The sequence below is a fragment of the Streptomyces vulcanius genome (assembly GCF_042653945.1).
Classification (GTDB): Bacteria; Actinomycetota; Actinomycetes; order Streptomycetales; family Streptomycetaceae; genus Streptomyces; species Streptomyces mangrovi.
This window is the reverse complement of the sequence record NZ_JBHSFK010000001.1, coordinates 449856-469119: the sequence shown is the minus strand read 5'-3', so window position 1 is coordinate 469119 and position 19264 is coordinate 449856. Positions and strand designations below refer to the sequence as shown.

The window sequence follows — 19264 nt, the reverse complement described above, 5'->3', positions numbered from 1 at the left end:
CGTGTCATAGGCACGGGCGATCGTGGGTACTGCCGTTCGCGTGACCTATGACCCATGGGCCGGAGCCCGGCCGCTCGGGCGGAACATTAGACTCGACACGCCCGGCAACAGCTCGAACAGCTTTTACTGCAAGGAGGCACGGGTGCCGCTGCTGACCCGCATCAGGGGACCGCGCGATCTGGACCGGCTCAGCCTGGAGGACCTGGACCGGCTGGCAGAGGAGATCCGGAACTTCCTCGTCGACGCCGTCTCCAAGACCGGCGGCCATCTCGGCCCCAACCTCGGCGTGGTCGAGCTCACCATCGCCCTGCACCGCGTCTTCGAGTCGCCGAAGGACAAGGTGCTCTGGGACACCGGCCACCAGTCCTACGTGCACAAGCTGCTGACCGGCCGTCAGGACTTCTCGAAGCTGAAGATGAAGGGCGGCCTGTCCGGCTACCCCTCGCAGGCCGAGTCCGAGCACGACGTCATCGAGAACAGCCACGCCTCCACGGTGCTCGGCTGGGCCGACGGCATCGCCAAGGCCAACGAGATCCTTCGGCGCGACAGCCATGTCGTGGCGGTCATCGGCGACGGCGCCCTCACCGGCGGCATGGCCTGGGAGGCGCTCAACAACATCGCCGACGCCAAGGACCGCCCGCTGGTCATCGTCGTCAACGACAACGAGCGGTCGTACGCGCCGACGATCGGCGGCCTCGCCAACCACCTCGCCACCCTGCGCACGACCGACGGGTACGAGCGGTTCCTGGCCCGCGGCAAGGACCTCCTGGAGCGCACGCCGGTCGTCGGCAAGCCCCTCTTCGACACCCTGCACGGCGCCAAGAAGGGCCTGAAGGACTTCATCGCCCCCCAGGGCATGTTCGAGGACCTCGGCCTGAAGTACGTCGGCCCGATCGACGGCCACGACATCGAGGCCCTGGAGTCCGCGCTGGCCCGCGCCAAGCGCTTCGGCGGCCCGGTGATCGTGCACTGCCTCACCGAGAAGGGCCGCGGCTACCAGCCCGCCCTCCAGGACGAGGCCGACCGCTTCCACGCCGTGGGCAGGATCCACCCCGACACGGGCCTGCCCATCGCCTCCTCCGGCGCCGACTGGACCTCCGTCTTCGGCGAGGAGATGGTCAAACTCGGCGAGGAGCGCGAGGACGTCGTCGCGATCACCGCGGCCATGCTCCAGCCCGTCGGCCTCGACAGGTTCGCCAAGCGCTTCCCGGAGCGGGTCTACGACGTCGGCATCGCGGAGCAGCACGGCGCCGTCTCCGCCGCTGGCCTCGCCCACGCCGGAGTGCACCCCGTCTTCGCCGTCTACGCCACCTTCCTCAATCGTGCCTTCGACCAGGTCCTCATGGACGTGGCCCTCCACAAGTGCGGTGTGACCTTCGTACTGGACCGGGCGGGCGTCACCGGCACCGACGGCGCCTCCCACAACGGCATGTGGGACATGTCGATCCTCCAGGTCGTCCCCGGACTGCGCCTCGCCGCCCCGCGCGACGCCGACCAGGTCCGCGCCCAGCTCCGCGAGGCCGTCGCGGTCGACGACGCGCCGACCGTCGTACGGTTCTCCAAGGGCGCCGTCGGCCCCGCTGTCCCCGCCGTGGGACGCGTCGGCGGCATGGACGTCCTGCGCGAGCCCGGCACCCACACCCCGGACGTCCTCCTTGTCTCCGTGGGCGCGCTGGCCCCGATGTGCCTGGAGATCGCCGGCCTCCTGGAGAAACAGGGCATCACCACCACTGTCGTCGACCCGCGTTGGGTCAAGCCCGTCGACGAGGCCATGGCCCCGCTCGCCGAGCGGCACCGCGTCGTCGTCACCGTCGAGGACAACAGCCGCGTCGGCGGCGTCGGATCGGCGGTGGCCCAGGCGCTGCGCGACGCGGGCGTGGACGTCCCGCTGCGCGACTTCGGCATCCCGCCGCGCTTCCTCGACCACGCCTCCCGCGCCGAGGTCATGGCGGAGATCGGCCTGACCGCTCCCGACATCGCCCGCCAGGTCACCGGCCTGGTCGCCAAGCTGGACGGCAAGTACGGCAGCGCGGCCGAGGTCGACTCGGTGCAGCCCGCCCGCGACTGACGCCGTACGACACGCCCGGATGGGCCGGTTTCACCACCCTTGACGGTGGTGAAACCGGCCCATTCGCGTGAAGACACCCGCGCCGGGGCATACGCAGTAGGGCCTGCCCGGCGGATCATGTCGGAGGAAAGCCGCGGCGCCAGATCGGTGCAGGCGAGCGGGGTTCGGTGCGTGCAGCTGCAAGGCGGAGGAGGGAGTCGACGCGGAGCGTCGGGGACCGACGACAACGCCGCAGATGTGCGTGCCGAACCCCGCGTCCCCGACAGGATCCGCCGGGCAGGCCCTGAAGCCCCCTCTCGATCATGTCGAGGACGACGCAGCGTGGGAGGTAGTCCGTGAGCAGCACCTTCTTCAGGACGAAGAACGTAGAGCAGTCCATCCAGGACACCGAGGAACCGGAGCACTCGCTCAAGAAATCCCTGTCCGCGCTGGATCTGACCGTCTTCGGTGTCGGTGTCATCATCGGCACCGGCATCTTCGTCCTCACCGGCACGGTCGCCAAGAACAACGCCGGTCCCGCCGTCGCGCTGGCCTTCGTCGCGGCCGGGGTCGCCTGTGCGCTCGCCGCGCTCTGCTATGCCGAGTTCGCCTCCACCGTCCCCGTGGCCGGCTCCGCGTACACGTTCTCGTACGCGTCCCTCGGTGAACTGCCCGCCTGGATCATCGGCTGGGACCTGGTGCTGGAGTTCGCGCTCGGCACCGCGGTGGTCGCCGTCGGCTGGTCCGGCTACATCGCCTCCCTCCTCGACAACGCGGGCTGGCATCTTCCCGCGGCGCTCAGCGGCCGGGAGGGAGCCGACGGCTTCGGGTTCGACATCCTCGCCGCCGCCCTCGTCCTGGTGCTGACCGTCATCCTCGTCATCGGCACGAAGCTCTCCGCGCGGGTCACCACCGTTGTCGTCGCCATCAAGGTGACCGTCGTCCTCACCGTGATCATCGCGGGCGCCTTCCTCGTCGAAGGCAAGAACTACGACCCGTTCGTCCCGAAGGCGCAGCCTGTGCCGGCCGGCGACAGTCTCCAGTCGCCGCTGATCCAGCTGATGTTCGGCTGGGCGCCCTCCAACTTCGGCGTGATGGGCATCTTCACCGCGGCCTCCGTCGTCTTCTTCGCCTTCATCGGCTTCGACGTGGTCGCCACCGCCGCCGAGGAGACCAGGAACCCGCAGCGCGACATGCCCCGCGGCATCATCGGCTCCCTGATCATCTGCACGGTCCTGTACGTCGCCGTGTCCATCGTCGTCACCGGTATGCAGCACTACACCCGGCTGTCCGTGAGCGCGCCGCTCGCCGACGCCTTCAAGGCCACCGGGCACCCCTGGTTCGCGGGCTTCATCAGCTTCGGCGCCGCCGTCGGCCTGACCACCGTCTGCATGATCCTGCTCCTCGGCCAGACCCGGGTCTTCTTCGCGATGAGCCGCGACGGACTGCTGCCGCGCTTCTTCTCCCACGTCCACCCGCGCTTCAAGACCCCGCACCGGCCGACCATCCTGCTCGGTGTGCTCATCGCGATCCTGGCCGGCTTCACCAGCCTCAGCGAACTCGCCGAGCTGGTGAACATCGGCACCCTCTTCGCGTTCGTCGTCGTCGCGATCGGCGTGATCGTCCTGCGCAACACCCGCCCCGACCTGCCGCGCGCCTTCCGCACCCCCTGGGTGCCGGTCCTGCCGATCCTGTCGGTGTGCGCCTCGCTCTGGCTGATGCTCAACCTGCCCGCCGAGACCTGGCTCCGCTTCGGCATCTGGATGGTCGTCGGCTTCGCCGTGTACTTCCTCTACGGCCGCTCCCACAGCCGCCTCGCCCCGGGCAGGGACACCCCGACCGGGACGACGACGGACCAGGCCTAGGCGTTCGGCGCGCGTACCGCCCTCGGTCCCGTCACCCCCGCGCCCAGTTCCGTCACCCGGCGGCGCAGCTCGCGGTCGGCGGTGACGACCAGCCTGGGGCGGCCGTCGGCCCGGGCGACCAGGGCGACGATGTGGTCGTCCCCGCTGCCCGGCGCAGACTCCACCCGTACGCCCGGCACCGGTTCCACCCCGCGGGCCGCGCCCTCGACGACGAGGACAAGTTCCACGGGCCCGGAGTGCCCCGGCAGCCCGTCCGCGGCCAGCCGGTCGCGCAGCCGCTCCGCAGCGCCGCGCCGGTCCCGCCACCACCCGTCGGGCACCGACCCGACCACGTTCGCGGCGTCGACGATCACGAGGAGGGCGGGGCTCACGTCCATGCGGCCAGGGTCCCACGGACGGCGCGGGGACGGGCCCGCCGCGAGTGGCCCTGGGGAGGCCGCCTTACAGTGAACGGGTGAACGGCGACTGGCTCATACGAGGCCGCGACGGGCGGCTCAGTGTCTATCTGACGTCGGACGACGCTGTCCTGTGCCGGACGGAGCGCGCCCCGGGCGGCCCCTGGGACGGTCCGCGCAGGGTCGGCGGCGACCAGCGGGTGCATCCGGTGCTCGCCGTCGGCCAGGGCGCGGACGGCTACGCCCATCTGACGTCCTGGCGGCCCACGGTGAAGGGCGAGTCGGGCCTGGTGCACTCCACCCACTTCCGGCCCCTCCTGGCCCCGCTCGACTGGACGCCCGTCGGCCACCCGAACAAGAAGGGCGGGCTCACCGGCCCGCCCGCCGTCGCCGTGGACGCCGAGGGCCGCGCGTACGTCTTCGTCCGCAACGCCGGCACCGGGCTCAGCATGGCCGCCCAGAAGGAGAAGGGCGGCTGGGAACCGTGGCGTGACCTGAAGGGCAAGGGCGTCGAGGGACCGCCCGTCGCGGTGACGGGGGAGTCGGGGCGGGTCGAGGCGTACGCCGCCGTCGCCGACGGGATCCTGTACTGGCGGCAGGACGAGCCGGGCGCCCAGCCGGTGCTGGAGGAGGCCGTGGAGACACCGGTCCGCCCCGGCACCCTGCGGGCGCTGGCCACCTCGCCGCAGCACACCACGCTCTTCTACACCGACGAGTCCGGCGACGTCCGGGCCTGGCGCCCCGGCAGCAAACCGGCCTCCGTGCTGACCGCCGCGGGTCCCGGTCCGGTCGCCGCGATCCGCTGTGAACTCGACGGCCACGACTGCACGTTGCTCGCCCAGCGCGCCGCCGGCGGCCGGGTCGCCTTCGCCGCCTACCCGACGGAGCAGGAGTCGTCCGGCGCCTGGTGGACCGAGTCCGGCCCACCGCTCCCGGACGACGCGGAGGTGGCGCTCGCCGTCGACCACGAGGACCGCGTGGTCGCCGCCACCCTCTCCCTGTCGACCGGCGCCCTGCACCTCACCCGCCGCAAGGACGAACCGGGCCTGGCCCTGGAGGCATGGCGGAAGGCCTGACCCACGGCCCCGGGGGCAGCCGGGTTCGGACCGTGGGTGAGCACAGGCCGACCGCGGACGTGAGAGAGGGCCTCCGCCCGCCGGCGGAGGCCCTCTTCACCTGCGTACGACCGTGGTTACGCCGGTACCGACGCCACGCCCGCGGCCAGGAACCGCTTCCCGTTCACCCGCTCGGAGACACCCTCACGGTCCAGGTACGGCGTGATGCCGCCCAGGTGGAAGGGCCAGCCGGCGCCGGTGATCAGGCAGAGGTCGATGTCCTGGGCCTCGGCGACGACGCCCTCGTCGAGCATGAGCCCGATCTCCTGCGCCACCGCCTCCAGCACCCGCGCCCGCACCTGCTCCTCGGTCAGCACCGAGTCGCCCTGCTTCAGCAGCGCGGCGACCTCGGGGTCCAGCTCGGGCTTGCCGCTGTCGTAGACGTAGAAGCCGCGCTTGCCGGCCTCGACGACCGCCTTGAGGTTCTGGGAGACCGTGAAGCGGTCCGGGAACGCCCGGTTGAGCGTCTCCGAGACATGCAGACCGATCGCGGGGCCGACCAGTTCGAGGAGGACCAGCGGGGACATCGGCAGGCCGAGCGGTTCCACCGCCTTCTCCGCGACCTCGACCGGGGTGCCCTCGTCGATGACGTTCTGCACCTCGCCCATGAACCGGGTCAGGATGCGGTTCACGACGAACGCCGGGGCGTCCTTCACCAGGACCGCGGTCTTCTTCAGCTTCTTGGCGACGGCGAAGGCGGTGGCGAGCGACGCGTCGTCGGTCTGCTCGCCGCGCACGATCTCAAGCAGCGGCAGGATCGCGACCGGGTTGAAGAAGTGGAAGCCCACGACCCGCTCGGGGTTCTTCAGCTTCGACGCCATCTCCGACACGGAGAGCGAGGAGGTGTTGGTGGCGAGGATCGCGTGCGCCGGGGCCACCGCCTCGACCTCCGCGAACACCTGCTGCTTGACGCCGATCTCCTCGAACACGGCCTCGATGACGAAGTCCGCGTCCGCGAAGCCCTCGGCCTTGTCCAGGACACCGCTCACCAGGGCCTTGAGGCGGTTGGCCTTGTCCTGGTTGATACGGCCCTTGCCCAGCAGCTTCTCGATCTCCGCGTGGACGTAGCCCACGCCCTTGTCGACGCGCGCCTGGTCGATGTCCGTCAGGACGACGGGCACCTCCAGACGGCGCAGGAAGAGCAGGGCGAGCTGCGAGGCCATCAGACCGGCGCCGACGACGCCGACCTTGGTGACCGGGCGGGCCAGGTTCCTGTCCGGGGCGCCGGCCGGGCGCTTGCCGCGCTTCTGCACCAGGTTGAACGCGTAGATGCCGGCGCGCAGTTCACCACCCATGATCAGGTCGGCGAGCGCCTTGTCCTCGGCGTCGTAGCCCTGCTGGAGGTCGCCGTTCTTGGCGGCGGCGACGATGTCCAGCGCGCGGTAGGCGGCCGGGGCCGCGCCGTGCACCTTGGAGTCGGCGACGAACCGGCCGCGCGCGACGGCCTGGTCCCAGGCCTCGCCGCGGTCGATCACCGGGCGCTCGACCTTGACGTCACCCTTGAGGACCTGAGCCGTCCAGAGCAGCGACTGCTCCAGGAAGTCCGCGCCCTCGAAGAGCGCGTCGGCGATCCCGAGCTCGAAGACCTGCTCGCCCTTGAGCTGCTTGTTCTGGTTGAGGCTGTTCTCGACGATCACCGAGACGGCCTTGTCGGCGCCGATCAGGTTCGGCAGCAGCGTGCAGCCGCCCCAGCCGGGGACCAGACCGAGGAAGACCTCGGGCAGGGAGAACGCCGGGAGCGCCTTCGACACGGTGCGGTAGCCGCAGTGCAGACCGACCTCGACGCCGCCGCCCATGGCCGCGCCGTTGTAGTACGCGAAGGTCGGCACGGCCAGCGTCGCGAGGCGCTTGAAGACCTCGTGGCCGCCCTTGCCGATGGCGAGCGCGTGGTCGTACTCCTTGAGGAGCTCGACGCCCTTGAGGTCCGCGCCGACGGCGAAGATGAACGGCTTGCCGGTGATGCCCGCGCCGACGATCTCGCCTGCCGCGGCCTCCTTCTCCACCTGGTCGATCGCGGCGTCGAGCTTCGCGAGCGAGGCGGGGCCGAAGGTGGTCGGCTTGGTGTGGTCGAGACCGTTGTCGAGCGTAATCAGCGCGAAACGGCCCGCGTTGTACGGCAGGTCGAGGTGGCGGACGTGGGCGCTGGTGACGACCTCGTCCGGGAACAGCTCGGCCGCACCCTTCAGCAGCTCAGCGGTGGTGCTCACTTGTCCCCCTCGAAGTGCGGGTTCTCCCAGATGACCGTCGCGCCCATGCCGAAGCCGACGCACATGGTGGTCAGGCCGTAGCGGACGTTCGGCTGCTCCTCGAACTGGCGGGCCAGCTGCGTCATCAGACGCACGCCCGACGAGGCCAGCGGGTGGCCGAAGGCGATGGCGCCGCCGTACTGGTTGACGCGCTCGTCGTCGTCCGCGATGCCGTAGTGGTCGAGGAAGGCCAGCACCTGGACGGCGAAGGCCTCGTTGATCTCGAACAGACCGATGTCGGAGATCGACAGACCCGCCTGGGCGAGGGCCTTCTCCGTGGCCGGGATCGGGCCGTAGCCCATGACCTCCGGCTCGACACCCGCGAAGGAGTACGCGACGAGGCGCATCTTCACCGGCAGGTTGTTCTCGCGGGCGAAGTCCTCGGACGCGATCAGGGAAGCGGTCGCACCGTCGTTCAGGCCGGCCGCGTTGCCGGCGGTGACCCGGCCGTGCACCCGGAACGGGGTCTTCAGCCCGGAGAGGTTCTCCAGGGTCGTGCCCGGACGCATCGGCTCGTCGGCGGTGACCAGGCCCCAGCCCGTCTCGCCCGCCGAGCCCGCGGCGGAGCCGCTATCGACTGCAGCGGTGCGGCGTACGGAGATCGGCACCAGGTCGGCCTGGATCTTGCCGTTGGCGTACGCCTTGGCGGCCTTCTCCTGGGAGCGCACCGCGTACTCGTCCGCGCGCAGCTTGGTGATCTGCGGGTAGCGGTCGTGCAGGTTCTCCGCGGTCATGCCCATGAACAGCGCGGACTCGTCGACCAGCTTCTCGCTGACGAACCGAGGGTTGGGGTCCACGCCCTCGCCCATCGGGTGCCGGCCCATGTGCTCGACACCGCCGGCCACGGCGATGTCGTACGCGCCGAAGGCGACGGAGCCGGCCACCGTGGTGACGGCGGTCAGGGCGCCCGCGCACATCCGGTCGATGGAGTAGCCGGGGACCGAGGTCGGCAGCCCGGCCAGGATGCCGGCGGTGCGGCCGATGGTGAGGCCCTGGTCGCCGATCTGCGTGGTCGCGGCGATGGCGACCTCGTCGATCTTCTTCGGGTCGAGACCGGGGTTGCGGCGCAGCAGCTCCCGGATCGCCTTCACGACGAGGTCGTCGGCCCGGGTCTCGTGGTAGATGCCCTTCGGGCCCGCCTTGCCGAACGGGGTACGGACGCCGTCTACGAAGACGACATCCCTGACGGTACGAGGCACGATGGCTCTCCTCCAGGGTGCGGGATGGCACTGCTGCGATGCGCTGAGCGCGCGCTCAGGAACCATGCTACTTATCGGTAACGTGGCTGCACAGTCCCGCAGGTCCAAGCGGCGAAGGTCACACCTTCGGGGGAGCCGTCGACCCCCGCGGAGTCAGCACCGGCGTCGGCACCGGATGGGATCCCGGCCCCTGGCCCATGATCACACCGAACAGCGTACGGGCCGCCTCGGCGCCGAAACCGTGCACGTCATGGCTCATCGCGGACAGCGTCGGATGGGTCAGGCGGCACAGCTGGGAGTCGTCCCAGGCGAGCAGGGACACGTCCCGGGGCACACCCAGCCCCATCTCGGCCGCCACCGCGAGCCCGGCCACCGCCATGATGTCGTTGTCGTAGACGATCGCCGTCGGCCGGTCCTGCGGGGCCGCGGTCAGCATCGACCGGGTGGCCCGCGCGCCCGCCTCCCCCGAGTAGTCCGTGGCGACCTGCCACGCCCCGGCCAGCCCCGCGCTCCGCGACGCCGCGTCGAACGCGGCCGTCCGCATCACCGTGTGCCCGAGCGCCGCCGCGCCCCCGATCCGGGCGACACGGCGGTGCCCCAGCGCGGCCAGATACCGCACCGCCTCCGTGACCGCCGTCGCGTCATCGGTCCACACCGAGGTCAGCCGCCCGGTCAGCGTCGGATGTCCCACGGCCACCACCGGCATCCCCAGCCGTTCGGCCGCCGCCACCCGGGGGTCGTCGGCCCGGAAGTCCACCAGGATCGCCCCGCCGATCTGCCGCCCCCGCCACCACGACTCGAGCAGTCCCGCCTCCTCCTCCACGGTCTTTACCAGCCGCAGCAGCAGCGAGCAGGAGTGCTCGGTCAGCACGCTCTCCACCCCGGACACGAACTCCATGTAGAACGGCTCCAGGCCCAGCATCCGGGCCGGCCGGCAGATCGCGAGACCCACCACGTCCACCCGCGAGCTCGACAGCGACCGCGCGGTGAGGTTCGGCTCCCAGCCCAGCTCCCGCGCCGCCGCGAAGATCCGCTCCCGGGTCGTCTCCGACAGCCCCGGCTTGTGGTTGAAGGCCAGCGACACCGCTCCCTTGGACACACCGGCGCGCGCGGCGACGTCCTTGATCGTGACGCGGGGCGGCGGAGACGTCATCGAGCGGGCTCCTGGCAGTACAGCGCGGCCCGGGCGGCGGCGGCATCCGGAGTCTCCCAGCCCTCGACCCCGATGGTCACCCGTTCCCCGGGAAGCAGGGTGACCAGGCCCCGGTCGGCGCGTACGTCCGGCCCCAGCCGGTCGGCCTGGAGCAGCAGGTCGCGCACGAGTGTACGGGCCGTGACGGTGACCGACCCGCTTCCGGCGACCACTTCGAACTCGGGGCGGGGGTAGGGGATTTCACGGTCGGGCACCGGGAAGTACAGGGCGCGCAGACCCTCGCTGTCGACCACCAGGAACTCCTTCGCGCCGTCCGGTACCAGCCCGTCGGGCACCGGCAGCTCGGCCACCGCCCGTGCCCGCGCGGCGAGTTCGAGACGCACGGCCCCGATCACCTCCCCCGCCACCGACATCCGCCGCAGCTCCAGGGCCGCCGTCCACGGCCCGGCCGCCTGGTTGACGGCCGCCAACACCAGCCCCTCGCCCCGGACCCGCAGTGTGAGCAACCGGTCCGCGTACAGCCGCCGCAACTCGTGGTACAGCGGTTTCTCCCGGCCGTCCCCGTCGATCGCCGACCACGACGTCACCGGCCAGCAGTCGTTGAGCTGCCAGACGACCGTCCCCGCGCACTCCGGCCAGTGAGCGCGCCAGTGCTCGATCCCGGCGGCCACCGCCCGCGCCTGGTTGACCTGGGTCAGATAGTGCCAGCGGTCGAAGTCCCCCTCCGGCAGGGCGAAATGGCGGGCGAGCCCGCGCGCCAGCTTGCCGTTGCCGTCCTCCGCCTTCTGGTGGTGCAGCATCCCGGGGGAGTCCGCGGCGAGCTCCTCGCCCGGCAGTGCCCGCCGCAGCGTGGCGTACGCGGGCGGTGCCTGCCACCCGAACTCCGCGACGAACCGCGGCACTTCACTCCGGTACTCGGCGTAGTCCGCCCGGTTCCACACCTCCCAGGAGTGGTGCGTGCCGTGCGCCGGGTCGTTCGGATGGTGCGCCCACGAACCCGACCAGGGACTGCCCGCCGTGTAGACCCGCGTCGGATCCAACTCGGCCACCACCCGAGGCAGTACACCCAGGTAGTACCCCTCCCCCCAGGAGTCCCCGGCCAGCCGCCCCTCCCAGCCCCAGTCCCGGAACCCCCACAGGTTCTCGTTGTTGCCGTTCCACAGCACCAGCGACGGATGCGGCATCAGCCGTACGACGTTCTCCCTGGCCTCCGCCTCCACCTCGCCCCGCAGCGGCTGCTCCTCCGGGTAGGCGGCGCAGGCGAACGGGAAGTCCTGCCACACCAGCAGTCCCAGCTCGTCGCAGGCGTCGTAGAAGTCCTCGCTCTCGTAGATCCCGCCGCCCCACACCCGCACCAGGTCCACCCCGGCGTCCGCCGCCTGCCCGAGCCGCCTCCGGTACCGCTCCCGGGTCACCCGGGACGGAAAGACGTCGTCCGGGATCCAGTTGACGCCCCGCGCGAAGAGCCGCTCGCCGTTGACGACGAGGGTGAATCCGGTTCCGCGCCCGTCGGCGGAGGTGTCCAGCTCCACGCTGCGGAAGCCGACCCGCCGCCGCCACACGTCCAGCACCACGCTGTCGTGACACAACGTCAACTCGACATCATGGAGCGACTGTTCGCCGTATCCCCGCGGCCACCACAGCTCGGCGTCCGGCACCTCCACCCGTACGACACCCCGTGTGCCCGTCACTTCGCCCCGCGCCCGTACGCCACCCACCCGGGCCTCCAGGGTGAGTTCGGCCTCCACCCGGGTGCGCTCCACCTCGATGTGCAACTCGACGACACCCACGCCCTGTTGGACCGTCACGACCGGTCGCACCCGGGCGAGCCGGGCCGTCGACCAGCGCTCCAGCCGGACCGGCCGCCAGATCCCGGCCGTCACCAGCGTCGGCCCCCAGTCCCAGCCGAAGGAGCAGGCCATCTTGCGGAGGTACTGGTAGGGCTCCGCGTAGGCGGCGGGCCGGTCGCCCACCTTCCCGCGCACGGCCTCCGCCTCGGCGTAGGCGGAGGCGAACCGCACGGACAGCCGCCCCCCGAGACCGGTCACGTCGAAGCGGTACCCGCGGTGCATGTTCCTTGTCCGGCCCAGGAGCTGCCCGTCGAGCAGCACCTCGGCGACGGTGTCCAGACCGTCGAAGACCAGATCGGTCTGCTCGTGCCCGGACCCGGTCGGCAGGTCCGTCTCATATGTCCAGTCCCGCCGGCCCACCCACGCCACCTCGGCCTCGTTCCTGCCGAGGAAGGGGTCCGGGATCACCCCCGCCGCCAGCAGGTCGGTGTGCACACAGCCCGGCACCACGGCCGGGAGACCAACCCCCTCGTGACACAGGACCCATCCCTCGGTGAGCGGTGTCGCCTCCAGCATGCGCACTCCCTAAACCGTTTCAGTCCAGCAAGCGGTCCCATTGCTCCAGCCTTGGCGAAATAGGGACTTTACCGGTTAAGAAAGCGCTGTCAGAGTGCCGAATCAGCCAACCCACTCGCGTACGACCAACCCGCTCGTGCTCATCCGTCCCAGGAACGGAAGTGACGCACATGAACCGCCGTACAGTTCTCGCGATGGTCGCCGGAGTCGCCCTGCTTCTGCCGGGGTGTACCGGGACAGGAGGAAGCGCCGAGGGCGCGGACGCCGAGGCGCCCGACGATCCGTCGAAGGTGAGCGGGACCATCACGGTCCTCACCGTGCGCACCGATCTGGTGCAGGACGGCACGCTGAAGAAGTACGCCGCCGAGTTCAACAGGACGTACCCCAAGGTGAAGGTCGAGTTCCAGGCCCTCACCAACTACGAGGCCGAGATCAAGATCCGGATGAACACCGAGGACTACGGCGACGTCCTGCTGATCCCCGGGGTCATCAAGAAGAGCGACTACCCGAAGTTCTTCGCCTCCCTGGGCACCGAGGCCGAACGCGGCAAGAAGTACCGCTTCACCGACTACACGACCGTCGACGGCAAGGTCTACGGCCAGACCTCCAACGGCGTGATGCCCGGCTTCGTCTACAACAAGCGGATCTGGAAGGAGGCGGGCGTCACCGACTGGCCCACCACCCCCGCCGGGTTCCTCGCCGGCCTGAAGGCGATCAAGGCGAAGACCGACGCGGTCCCCTACTACACCAACTTCGCCGCCCAGTGGCCGCTGACCTCGTGGACCTTCGTCAACGGCGCCGTCTCCTGCGACCCGCAGGCCACCACGAAACTCGCCGAGGGCGACCCGTGGGCGAAGGGCAGCGACCTGCGCGTCGGGGACACGCTGCTCTACGACATCGTCAAGGACGGCCTCGCCGAGAAGGACCCCACGACCAGCAACTGGGAGGAGTCCAAGCCGCGCACGGCCAAGGGCGAGATCGCCACGCAGTGGCTCGGCACCTGGGCGATCATCCAGTTCCAGGACGCGGCCCGCAAGGCCGGGGTGAACCCCGACGACATCGGTTTCATGCCGTTCCCCGCCCAGGCGGACGGCACGTTCTGCGCGACCGTCGGCCCCGACTACCACCAGGCCGTCAACGTCCACTCCAAGCACAAGGAGGCGGCCCGCGCCTGGATCGACTGGTTCACCGACAAGTCCGGCTACGACCGGGACAACCTCGCCATCTCCCCGCTGAAGGACGCCCCGATGCCGGACGTCCTCAAGTCCTACGAGGACGCGGGTGTGAAGCTGATCGAACTCGACGACTCGGCCGGCGCCAAGGTGAAACTGATCGACGACGAGTCCGAGGTCGGCATCAACAAGCCCGAATACCGCCAGGACCTCGTGGACCTCGCCCGGGGCGCCAGGAAGGGCAGCCTGGACGACTTCCTCGCGGACCTCGGCGACAAGTGGACCGAGACACAGCAGAACGTGGGTGACTGATGACCCACGCGCGCGTCCGGCGGCTGCTCACCCCCTGGCTGTTCCTGCTCGCCCCGCTCGCCCTGCTGCTCACCTTCACCTACGCGCCGATCGCCAACATGGTCGCGTACAGCTTCACCGACTGGGACGGCGTCAGCCCCGAACTGCACTACACGGGCGCCGAGAACTACGCGGAGATCTTCACCCGTGAGGATCTCCTCCAGGTGTTCTGGGTGAGCGGCTACTACCTGGCCGCCTCGGTGCTCCAGATCGTCGCCGCGCTCTACTTCGCGACGATCCTCAGCTTCGACCTCCGTTTCCGGAACTTCTTCAAGGGCGTGCTCTTCTTCCCGTCCCTGGTCAACGGGGTGGCCATCGGCTTCGTCTTCCTCTACTTCTTCCAGGACGGCGGCACCTTCGACACGGTCCTCGGCCTCTTCGGCCACCACACCGACCACGCCTGGCTGGGCACCCCCGTCTCGGCGAACGTGTCCCTCGCCGGGGTCTCGGTCTGGCGCTACCTGGGCATGAACTTCGTCCTGTTCCTCGGCGCGATCCAGTCCATCCCGGGTGAGCTGTACGAGGCGTCGGAGCTGGACGGCGCGAACCGCTGGAACCAGTTCCGCCACATCATCCTGCCCGGCATCAAACCGGTGCTGACCCTGACGGTGATCCTCTCCGTCTCCGGCTCGCTGTCCGCCTTCGAGATCCCGTACATCATGACCGGCGGCGCGACCGGCACCGAGACCTTCGTGATCCAGACCGTGAAGCTGGCCTTCCAGTTCAACAAGACGGGCCTCGCCTCCGCCGCGGCCGTCGTGCTGCTGCTGATCGTGCTGCTGGTGACCTGGGTGCAGCGGCGCATCGTCCCCGACGAGAGGGTGGATCTCGTATGACCCGCCGGGCCGTTCTCCGCACCCTCGTGTACCTGTCGCTGATCGCCGCGGCGCTGATCGTGCTGCTCCCGCTGGGCGTCGTCTTCCTGACGTCCCTGAAGACCGAGCACGAGACGGCGAACGACGGCGGGGCCCTCACGCTCCCGCGCGACCCGCTCAACCTCCACAACTACGTGACGGCGTTCCAGGACGGCGGCATGCTCACGGCGTTCGGGAACACCGCCTTCATCCTGGTGATCTCCGTCGGCGGAACGGTGCTCATCGGCTCGATGACGGCATACGCGATCGACCGTTTCACGTTCCGTTTCCGGAAACTGGTGGTCGCCCTGTTTCTGGTGGCGGCGCTGGTTCCCGGTGTCACCACCCAGGTGGCCACTTTCCAGATCGTGCACAGCCTCGGCATGTTCGACACCCGCTGGGCGCCGATCGCCCTCTACATGGGCACCGACATCGTCTCGATCTACATCTTCCTGCAGTTCGTCCGCTCGATACCGGTCTCCCTGGACGAGGCGGCCCGGCTGGACGGCGCCAACGCGTTCACGATCTACCGGAAGATCATTTTCCCGTTGCTGAAACCGGCGGTCGCGACGGTCGTGATCGTGAAGGGGATCGCCGTCTACAACGACTTCTACATCCCCTTCCTCTACATGCCATCACAAGATCTTGGCGTGATCTCGACGTCGCTGTTCCGGTTCAAGGGCCCCTACGCCGCCCACTGGGAAACGATCTCGGCAGGAGCGGTGCTGGTGATCCTGCCGACTCTGATCGTGTTCCTGGCGCTGCAGAAATACATCTACAACGGTTTCATGCGGGGCGCGTCGCGATGAACACCCCGCGGATCAGGCGGGCAGCGCCGCGACGAGCACCGGCGCGACCTGCTCCACCTGCCACGGCCGGGCGCCCAGCCCGGCCAGCGCGTCCGCGACCGACTCCGCGTCGGCCGGCGCCGGCGGCTCCCAGCAGACCCGCCGCACTGTGTCCGGGGCGATGAGGTTCTCCTGGGGCATGTTCAGCCGCTCCGCCAGCGCGGACACGGCGGTGCGGGCCGCGGACAGCCGTGCGGCGGCCTCCGGATCCTTGTCGGCCCAGGCCCGCGGCGGCGGGGGGCCGGCGACCGGCTGCCCGGGCTGCGGCAGCTGCGCCTCGGTCAGCTCCTTCGCGCGGTCGACCGCGGCCTGCCACTGTTCCAGCTGGCGCCGTCCCATGCGGTGCCCGAAGCCGTTCAGCGCGGCCAGGGCGTGCACATTGACGGGGAGGGCGAGCGCGGCCTCCACGATGGCCGCGTCCGGCAGCACCTTGCCCGGCGACACGTCCCGGCGCTGCGCGATCCGGTCCCGGGTCTGCCACAGCTCGCGCACCACGCCGAGCTGCCGCCTGCGGCGCACCTTGTGCATGCCGGACGTACGGCGCCACGGGTCCTTGCGGGGCTCGGGCGGCGGGGCGGAGGCGATGGCGTCGAACTCCTGGTGCGCCCACTCCAGCTTGCCCTGCCGGTCCAGCTCCTTCTCCAGCGCGTCGCGCAGGTCGACGAGGAGCTCGACGTCCAGGGCGGCGTACCGCAGCCAGGGCTCGGGCAGCGGGCGGGTCGACCAGTCGACCGCGGAGTGCCCCTTCTCCAGCACGAAACCGAGAACGCTTTCCACCATCGCGCCGAGGCCGACCCGCGGGAATCCGGCGAGCCGTCCGGCCAGCTCGGTGTCGAACAGCCGCGTCGGCACCATGCCTATCTCGCGCAGACAGGGCAGGTCCTGGGTGGCGGCGTGCAGGACCCACTCGACGCCGGACAGGGCGGCGCCGAGCCCCGAGAGGTCCGGGCAGGCCACGGGGTCGATCAGCGCGGTCCCGGCGCCCTCGCGGCGCAGCTGGACCAGATAGGCCCGCTGTCCGTAGCGGTAGCCGGAGGCACGCTCGGCGTCGACGGCGACCGGGCCGCGGCCGGCCGCGAAGGCGGCGATCACCGCGGCGAGGGAGGCTTCGTCGGCGACCACCGGCGGAATGCCCTCGCGCGGTTCGAGCAGCGGTGTGGGCTCGGGTACGGGCTCGGGTGTGGGCTCAAGCTCAGGTGTCGGCGCCCCGGGAACAGCAGAAGCAGTTGATCCGCCGTCGTCCGGAGGGGCGCCTCCGGTGGTTCGCAGTGAACTGGCTGCTGCGGTTTCTTGGGCGTCGGTCACCTGTCAAGGGTATCCGTGTATGGACGACACCCGCCGACGGAACGTTCCGTCGGCGGGTGCGCCAGGGGCGTAAACCAGTCACGCAGGTCAGGCCGATTGACGCGGACCGGGCAACCGGTTTCTCGAAGGGTTCATCGAAGGGTTCGGCGGACTCGGGAGATTGAGGGGATCGTGGGGTGATTCAGCGGATTTGGCGGATCCGGCGGATTCAGCAGATTGGGCGGATCCGGCGGATTCAGTGGATGATGCCGGTCCGCAGGGCGACGGCGACCATGCCGGCGCGGTCTCCGGTGCCGAGCTTGCGGGCGATGCGGGCGAGGTGGCTCTTGACGGTCAGCGCGGACAGGCCCATCGAGACGCCGATCGCCTTGTTGGACTGGCCTTCGGCGACGAGCCGCAGCACCTCGACCTCGCGGCCGGAGAGCTCGCGGTAGCCGCCCGGGTGGCTCGGGGCACCCGGGGGGCGGCGGTGGAGACGGGCGGCGGCGGCGCCGATGGGGGCGGCGCCGGGGCGGGTGGGGAGCCCGACGTTGGTGCGGGTGCCGGTGACGACGTAGCCCTTGACACCGCCTGCGAGGGCGTTGCGGACGGCGCCGATGTCGTCGGCCGCGGAGAGGGCGAGGCCGTTGGGCCAGCCCGCGGCGCGGGTCTCCGACAGGAGGGTGAGGCCGGAGCCGTCGGGGAGATGGACGTCGGCGACGCAGATGTCGCGGGGGTTGCCGATGCGGGGACGAGCCTCCGCGATGGACGAGGCCTCGATGACATCGCGCACACCGAGCGCCCATAGATGGCGGGTGACGGTGGAACGCACGCGCGGGTCGGCCACGACCACCATGGCGGTGGGCTTGTTCGGGCGGTAGGCGACCAGGCTTGCGGGCTGCTCGAGGAGAACGGACACCAGGCCTCCTGGGTGCGGGGCGGGGGGCCGGTTCGAGGGGCTCGTGGGGAAGAAGCCGGGACGAACCGTGCTTTGAAGGTCACAGTCGTCTTCGGCAGCGGGTCGGTGGTCCTTTAGAAAATGATCACGATCTAGTGAGTAACATTACGTGCAATTCGGACACGCGATCGATCATCCGAAGATCGAATCGGTTTGGGTGGGTGCGGTACGGGATCGAAAGTGGCCGTATCGACAAAGAGATGGTCAATGTGGACGGCCGAATGGGTTGGACGGCTTGCCCGACCGGCGGGTTGTGAGCTGTGAGCTGTGAGCTGTGAGCTGTCGGTTGTCGACTGTCGGTTGTCCGCTCAGCGCGACTGCGGCCCGCGGCGCTGCGGCAGCGTCACCACCGAGGCGTCCCCTGGGCCGGCCGGCGGCAGCCCCGCCACCTGCGCCAGCAGGTCGCACCAGGACGCCAGGTGCGCCCCCGTGTCCGGCACCCCGCCCAGCCCCTCACGGGGCGTCCAGGAGGCCCGGATCTCGATCTGCGAGGCCGCGGGGCGCTCGGCGAGACCGCCGAAGTAGTGAGAGCTCGCCCGGGTGACCGTGCCGCTCGGTTCGCCGTACGTCAGTCCGCGCGCCTGGAGCGCACCGGTCAGCCAGGACCAGCACACCTCCGGCAGCAGCGGGTCGGCCGCCATCTCCGGCTCCAGCTCGGCCCGGATCAGGGTCACCAGCCGGAAGGTGCCGCGCCAGGCGTCGTGCCCGGCCGGGTCGTGCAGCAGCACCAGCCGGCCGTCGGCGAGATCCTGCTCGCCGTCCACGACCGCCGCTTCCAGGGCGTACGCGAAGGGGGCGAGCCGTTTGGGGGCCGGCACCGGCTCGATCTCGATCTGCGGCCTCAGCCGCGCGGTCCTCAGCGCGTCGACGGCGGACCGGAAGGGCAGCGGTACCGGCGGTGCCGACCCGCCCGCATCCCGCTCCCCCTCGTTCGCCTCGTCCATCCCGCCAGTGCCGTCCGACAGTCGTCCCTGAGCCGCAGCCATGCGGGGAAGATTAAGGGGAACGGGCCGCTCGCGCAGGGCAAGACACCCGCGCGGGCCCACCGGGCAACTGCGCGCTGGGCGAACACCCGCCCCCGACAGGCCCGCAGAACCCCCAGAACCCCCAGAACCTCCACCGCTCCCCCCCCCCGTGCGCCCAGGCTCCGCAACCCCCGCCGGCCTCCCGGACCTCGGCCGTGCCCCGGGCCCCACGCCCCCACTGGTCCACCGCCCCAGGGCGCCACCGACCCCCAGGCCCCCTCCGGAGCCCGGCGGCGTGGAGGGGCGACTGCGCGCGCTGGGTGAACAGCCAGCCGACGCCAACAGGGCCCCGCAGGGCCCCAGAACCTCTGCCCCTGGCGGGCCTGCCCCCTGCGCGTCCGGCTCCGCAACCCCCGCCGGCCTCCAGACCGCCCCCAACCTCCAGG

14 protein-coding genes are annotated in these 19264 nt (G+C 70.7%); 6 read left to right on the top strand and 8 right to left on the bottom strand.

Translation table 11 applies throughout. From position 1 onward, the window contains the following. Positions 1–142 precede the first annotated feature (142 nt). Positions 143–2068, top strand: coding sequence for a 1-deoxy-D-xylulose-5-phosphate synthase (gene dxs / locus ACFPIH_RS02035; protein ID WP_381166596.1), 1926 nt, complete (start codon positions 143–145; stop codon positions 2066–2068). 335 nt (positions 2069–2403) lie between these two features. Further along, positions 2404–3912, top strand: coding sequence for an amino acid permease (locus ACFPIH_RS02030; protein ID WP_381166594.1), 1509 nt, complete (start codon positions 2404–2406; stop codon positions 3910–3912). Here ACFPIH_RS02030 and ACFPIH_RS02025 read toward each other — a convergent pair. Further along, the gene (locus tag ACFPIH_RS02025; protein WP_381166592.1) at positions 3909–4289 is read right to left on the bottom strand and encodes a PIN domain-containing protein; all 381 of its coding nucleotides are present in this window, start codon (positions 4287–4289) and stop codon (positions 3909–3911) included. The genes ACFPIH_RS02030 and ACFPIH_RS02025 overlap by 4 nt on opposite strands. 77 nt (positions 4290–4366) lie before the next feature. Between ACFPIH_RS02025 and ACFPIH_RS02020 the strand changes: the two genes are divergently transcribed. Continuing rightward, positions 4367–5383 (top strand): DUF8189 domain-containing protein, encoded by a 1017-nt coding sequence (locus tag ACFPIH_RS02020; protein ID WP_381166591.1) that lies wholly within the window; start codon positions 4367–4369, stop codon positions 5381–5383. A gap of 116 nt (positions 5384–5499) precedes the next feature. On the opposite strand, the gene ACFPIH_RS02015 is transcribed toward ACFPIH_RS02020, so the two are convergent. From ACFPIH_RS02015 to ACFPIH_RS02000, 4 genes are all read right to left on the bottom strand, one after another. Then, entirely contained in the window at positions 5500–7629 is a 2130-nt protein-coding gene (locus ACFPIH_RS02015) for a 3-hydroxyacyl-CoA dehydrogenase NAD-binding domain-containing protein (RefSeq protein ID WP_381166589.1), read from the bottom strand. Further along, positions 7626–8867, bottom strand: a complete 1242-nt coding sequence (locus ACFPIH_RS02010; RefSeq protein WP_381166587.1) for a thiolase family protein — start codon at positions 8865–8867, stop codon at positions 7626–7628. The genes ACFPIH_RS02015 and ACFPIH_RS02010 overlap by 4 nt, the downstream gene beginning before the upstream one ends. 118 nt (positions 8868–8985) lie before the next feature. Continuing rightward, positions 8986–10020, bottom strand: coding sequence for a LacI family DNA-binding transcriptional regulator (locus ACFPIH_RS02005; protein WP_381166585.1), 1035 nt, complete (start codon positions 10018–10020; stop codon positions 8986–8988). After that, positions 10017–12386: a glycoside hydrolase family 2 protein gene (locus ACFPIH_RS02000; RefSeq protein ID WP_381166583.1), complete on the bottom strand. Its 2370-nt coding sequence runs from the start codon at positions 12384–12386 to the stop codon at positions 10017–10019. The genes ACFPIH_RS02005 and ACFPIH_RS02000 overlap by 4 nt, the downstream gene beginning before the upstream one ends. Positions 12387–12556: 170 nt before the next feature. Between ACFPIH_RS02000 and ACFPIH_RS01995 the strand changes: the two genes are divergently transcribed. The 3 genes from ACFPIH_RS01995 to ACFPIH_RS01985 are packed head-to-tail and all read left to right on the top strand — an operon-like array spanning position 12557 to position 15572. Beyond that, positions 12557–13870 carry an extracellular solute-binding protein gene (locus tag ACFPIH_RS01995; RefSeq protein ID WP_381166581.1) on the top strand — a complete coding sequence of 438 codons (1314 nt, stop codon included), beginning with the start codon at positions 12557–12559 and terminating at the stop codon, positions 13868–13870. Beyond that, positions 13870–14745 carry a carbohydrate ABC transporter permease gene (locus ACFPIH_RS01990; RefSeq protein WP_381166579.1) on the top strand — a complete coding sequence of 292 codons (876 nt, stop codon included), beginning with the start codon at positions 13870–13872 and terminating at the stop codon, positions 14743–14745. The genes ACFPIH_RS01995 and ACFPIH_RS01990 overlap by 1 nt, the downstream gene beginning before the upstream one ends. Further along, positions 14742–15572 (top strand): carbohydrate ABC transporter permease, encoded by an 831-nt coding sequence (locus ACFPIH_RS01985; protein ID WP_381166577.1) that lies wholly within the window; start codon positions 14742–14744, stop codon positions 15570–15572. Before ACFPIH_RS01990 ends, ACFPIH_RS01985 begins: the two co-directional genes overlap by 4 nt. Positions 15573–15584: 12 nt before the next feature. On the opposite strand, the gene ACFPIH_RS01980 is transcribed toward ACFPIH_RS01985, so the two are convergent. The 3 genes from ACFPIH_RS01980 to ACFPIH_RS01970 form a co-directional block, all read right to left on the bottom strand. After that, positions 15585–16916, bottom strand: a complete 1332-nt coding sequence (locus ACFPIH_RS01980; RefSeq protein WP_381166575.1) for a ribonuclease D — start codon at positions 16914–16916, stop codon at positions 15585–15587. Between the two features lie 235 nt (positions 16917–17151). Next, complete coding sequence (locus ACFPIH_RS01975) at positions 17152–17814, bottom strand: response regulator transcription factor (RefSeq protein WP_003993737.1); 663 nt, start codon at positions 17812–17814, stop codon at positions 17152–17154. Between the two features lie 347 nt (positions 17815–18161). Continuing rightward, positions 18162–18839 (bottom strand): DUF3000 domain-containing protein, encoded by a 678-nt coding sequence (locus ACFPIH_RS01970; protein ID WP_381166573.1) that lies wholly within the window; start codon positions 18837–18839, stop codon positions 18162–18164. Between the last annotated feature and the right edge of the window lie 425 nt (positions 18840–19264).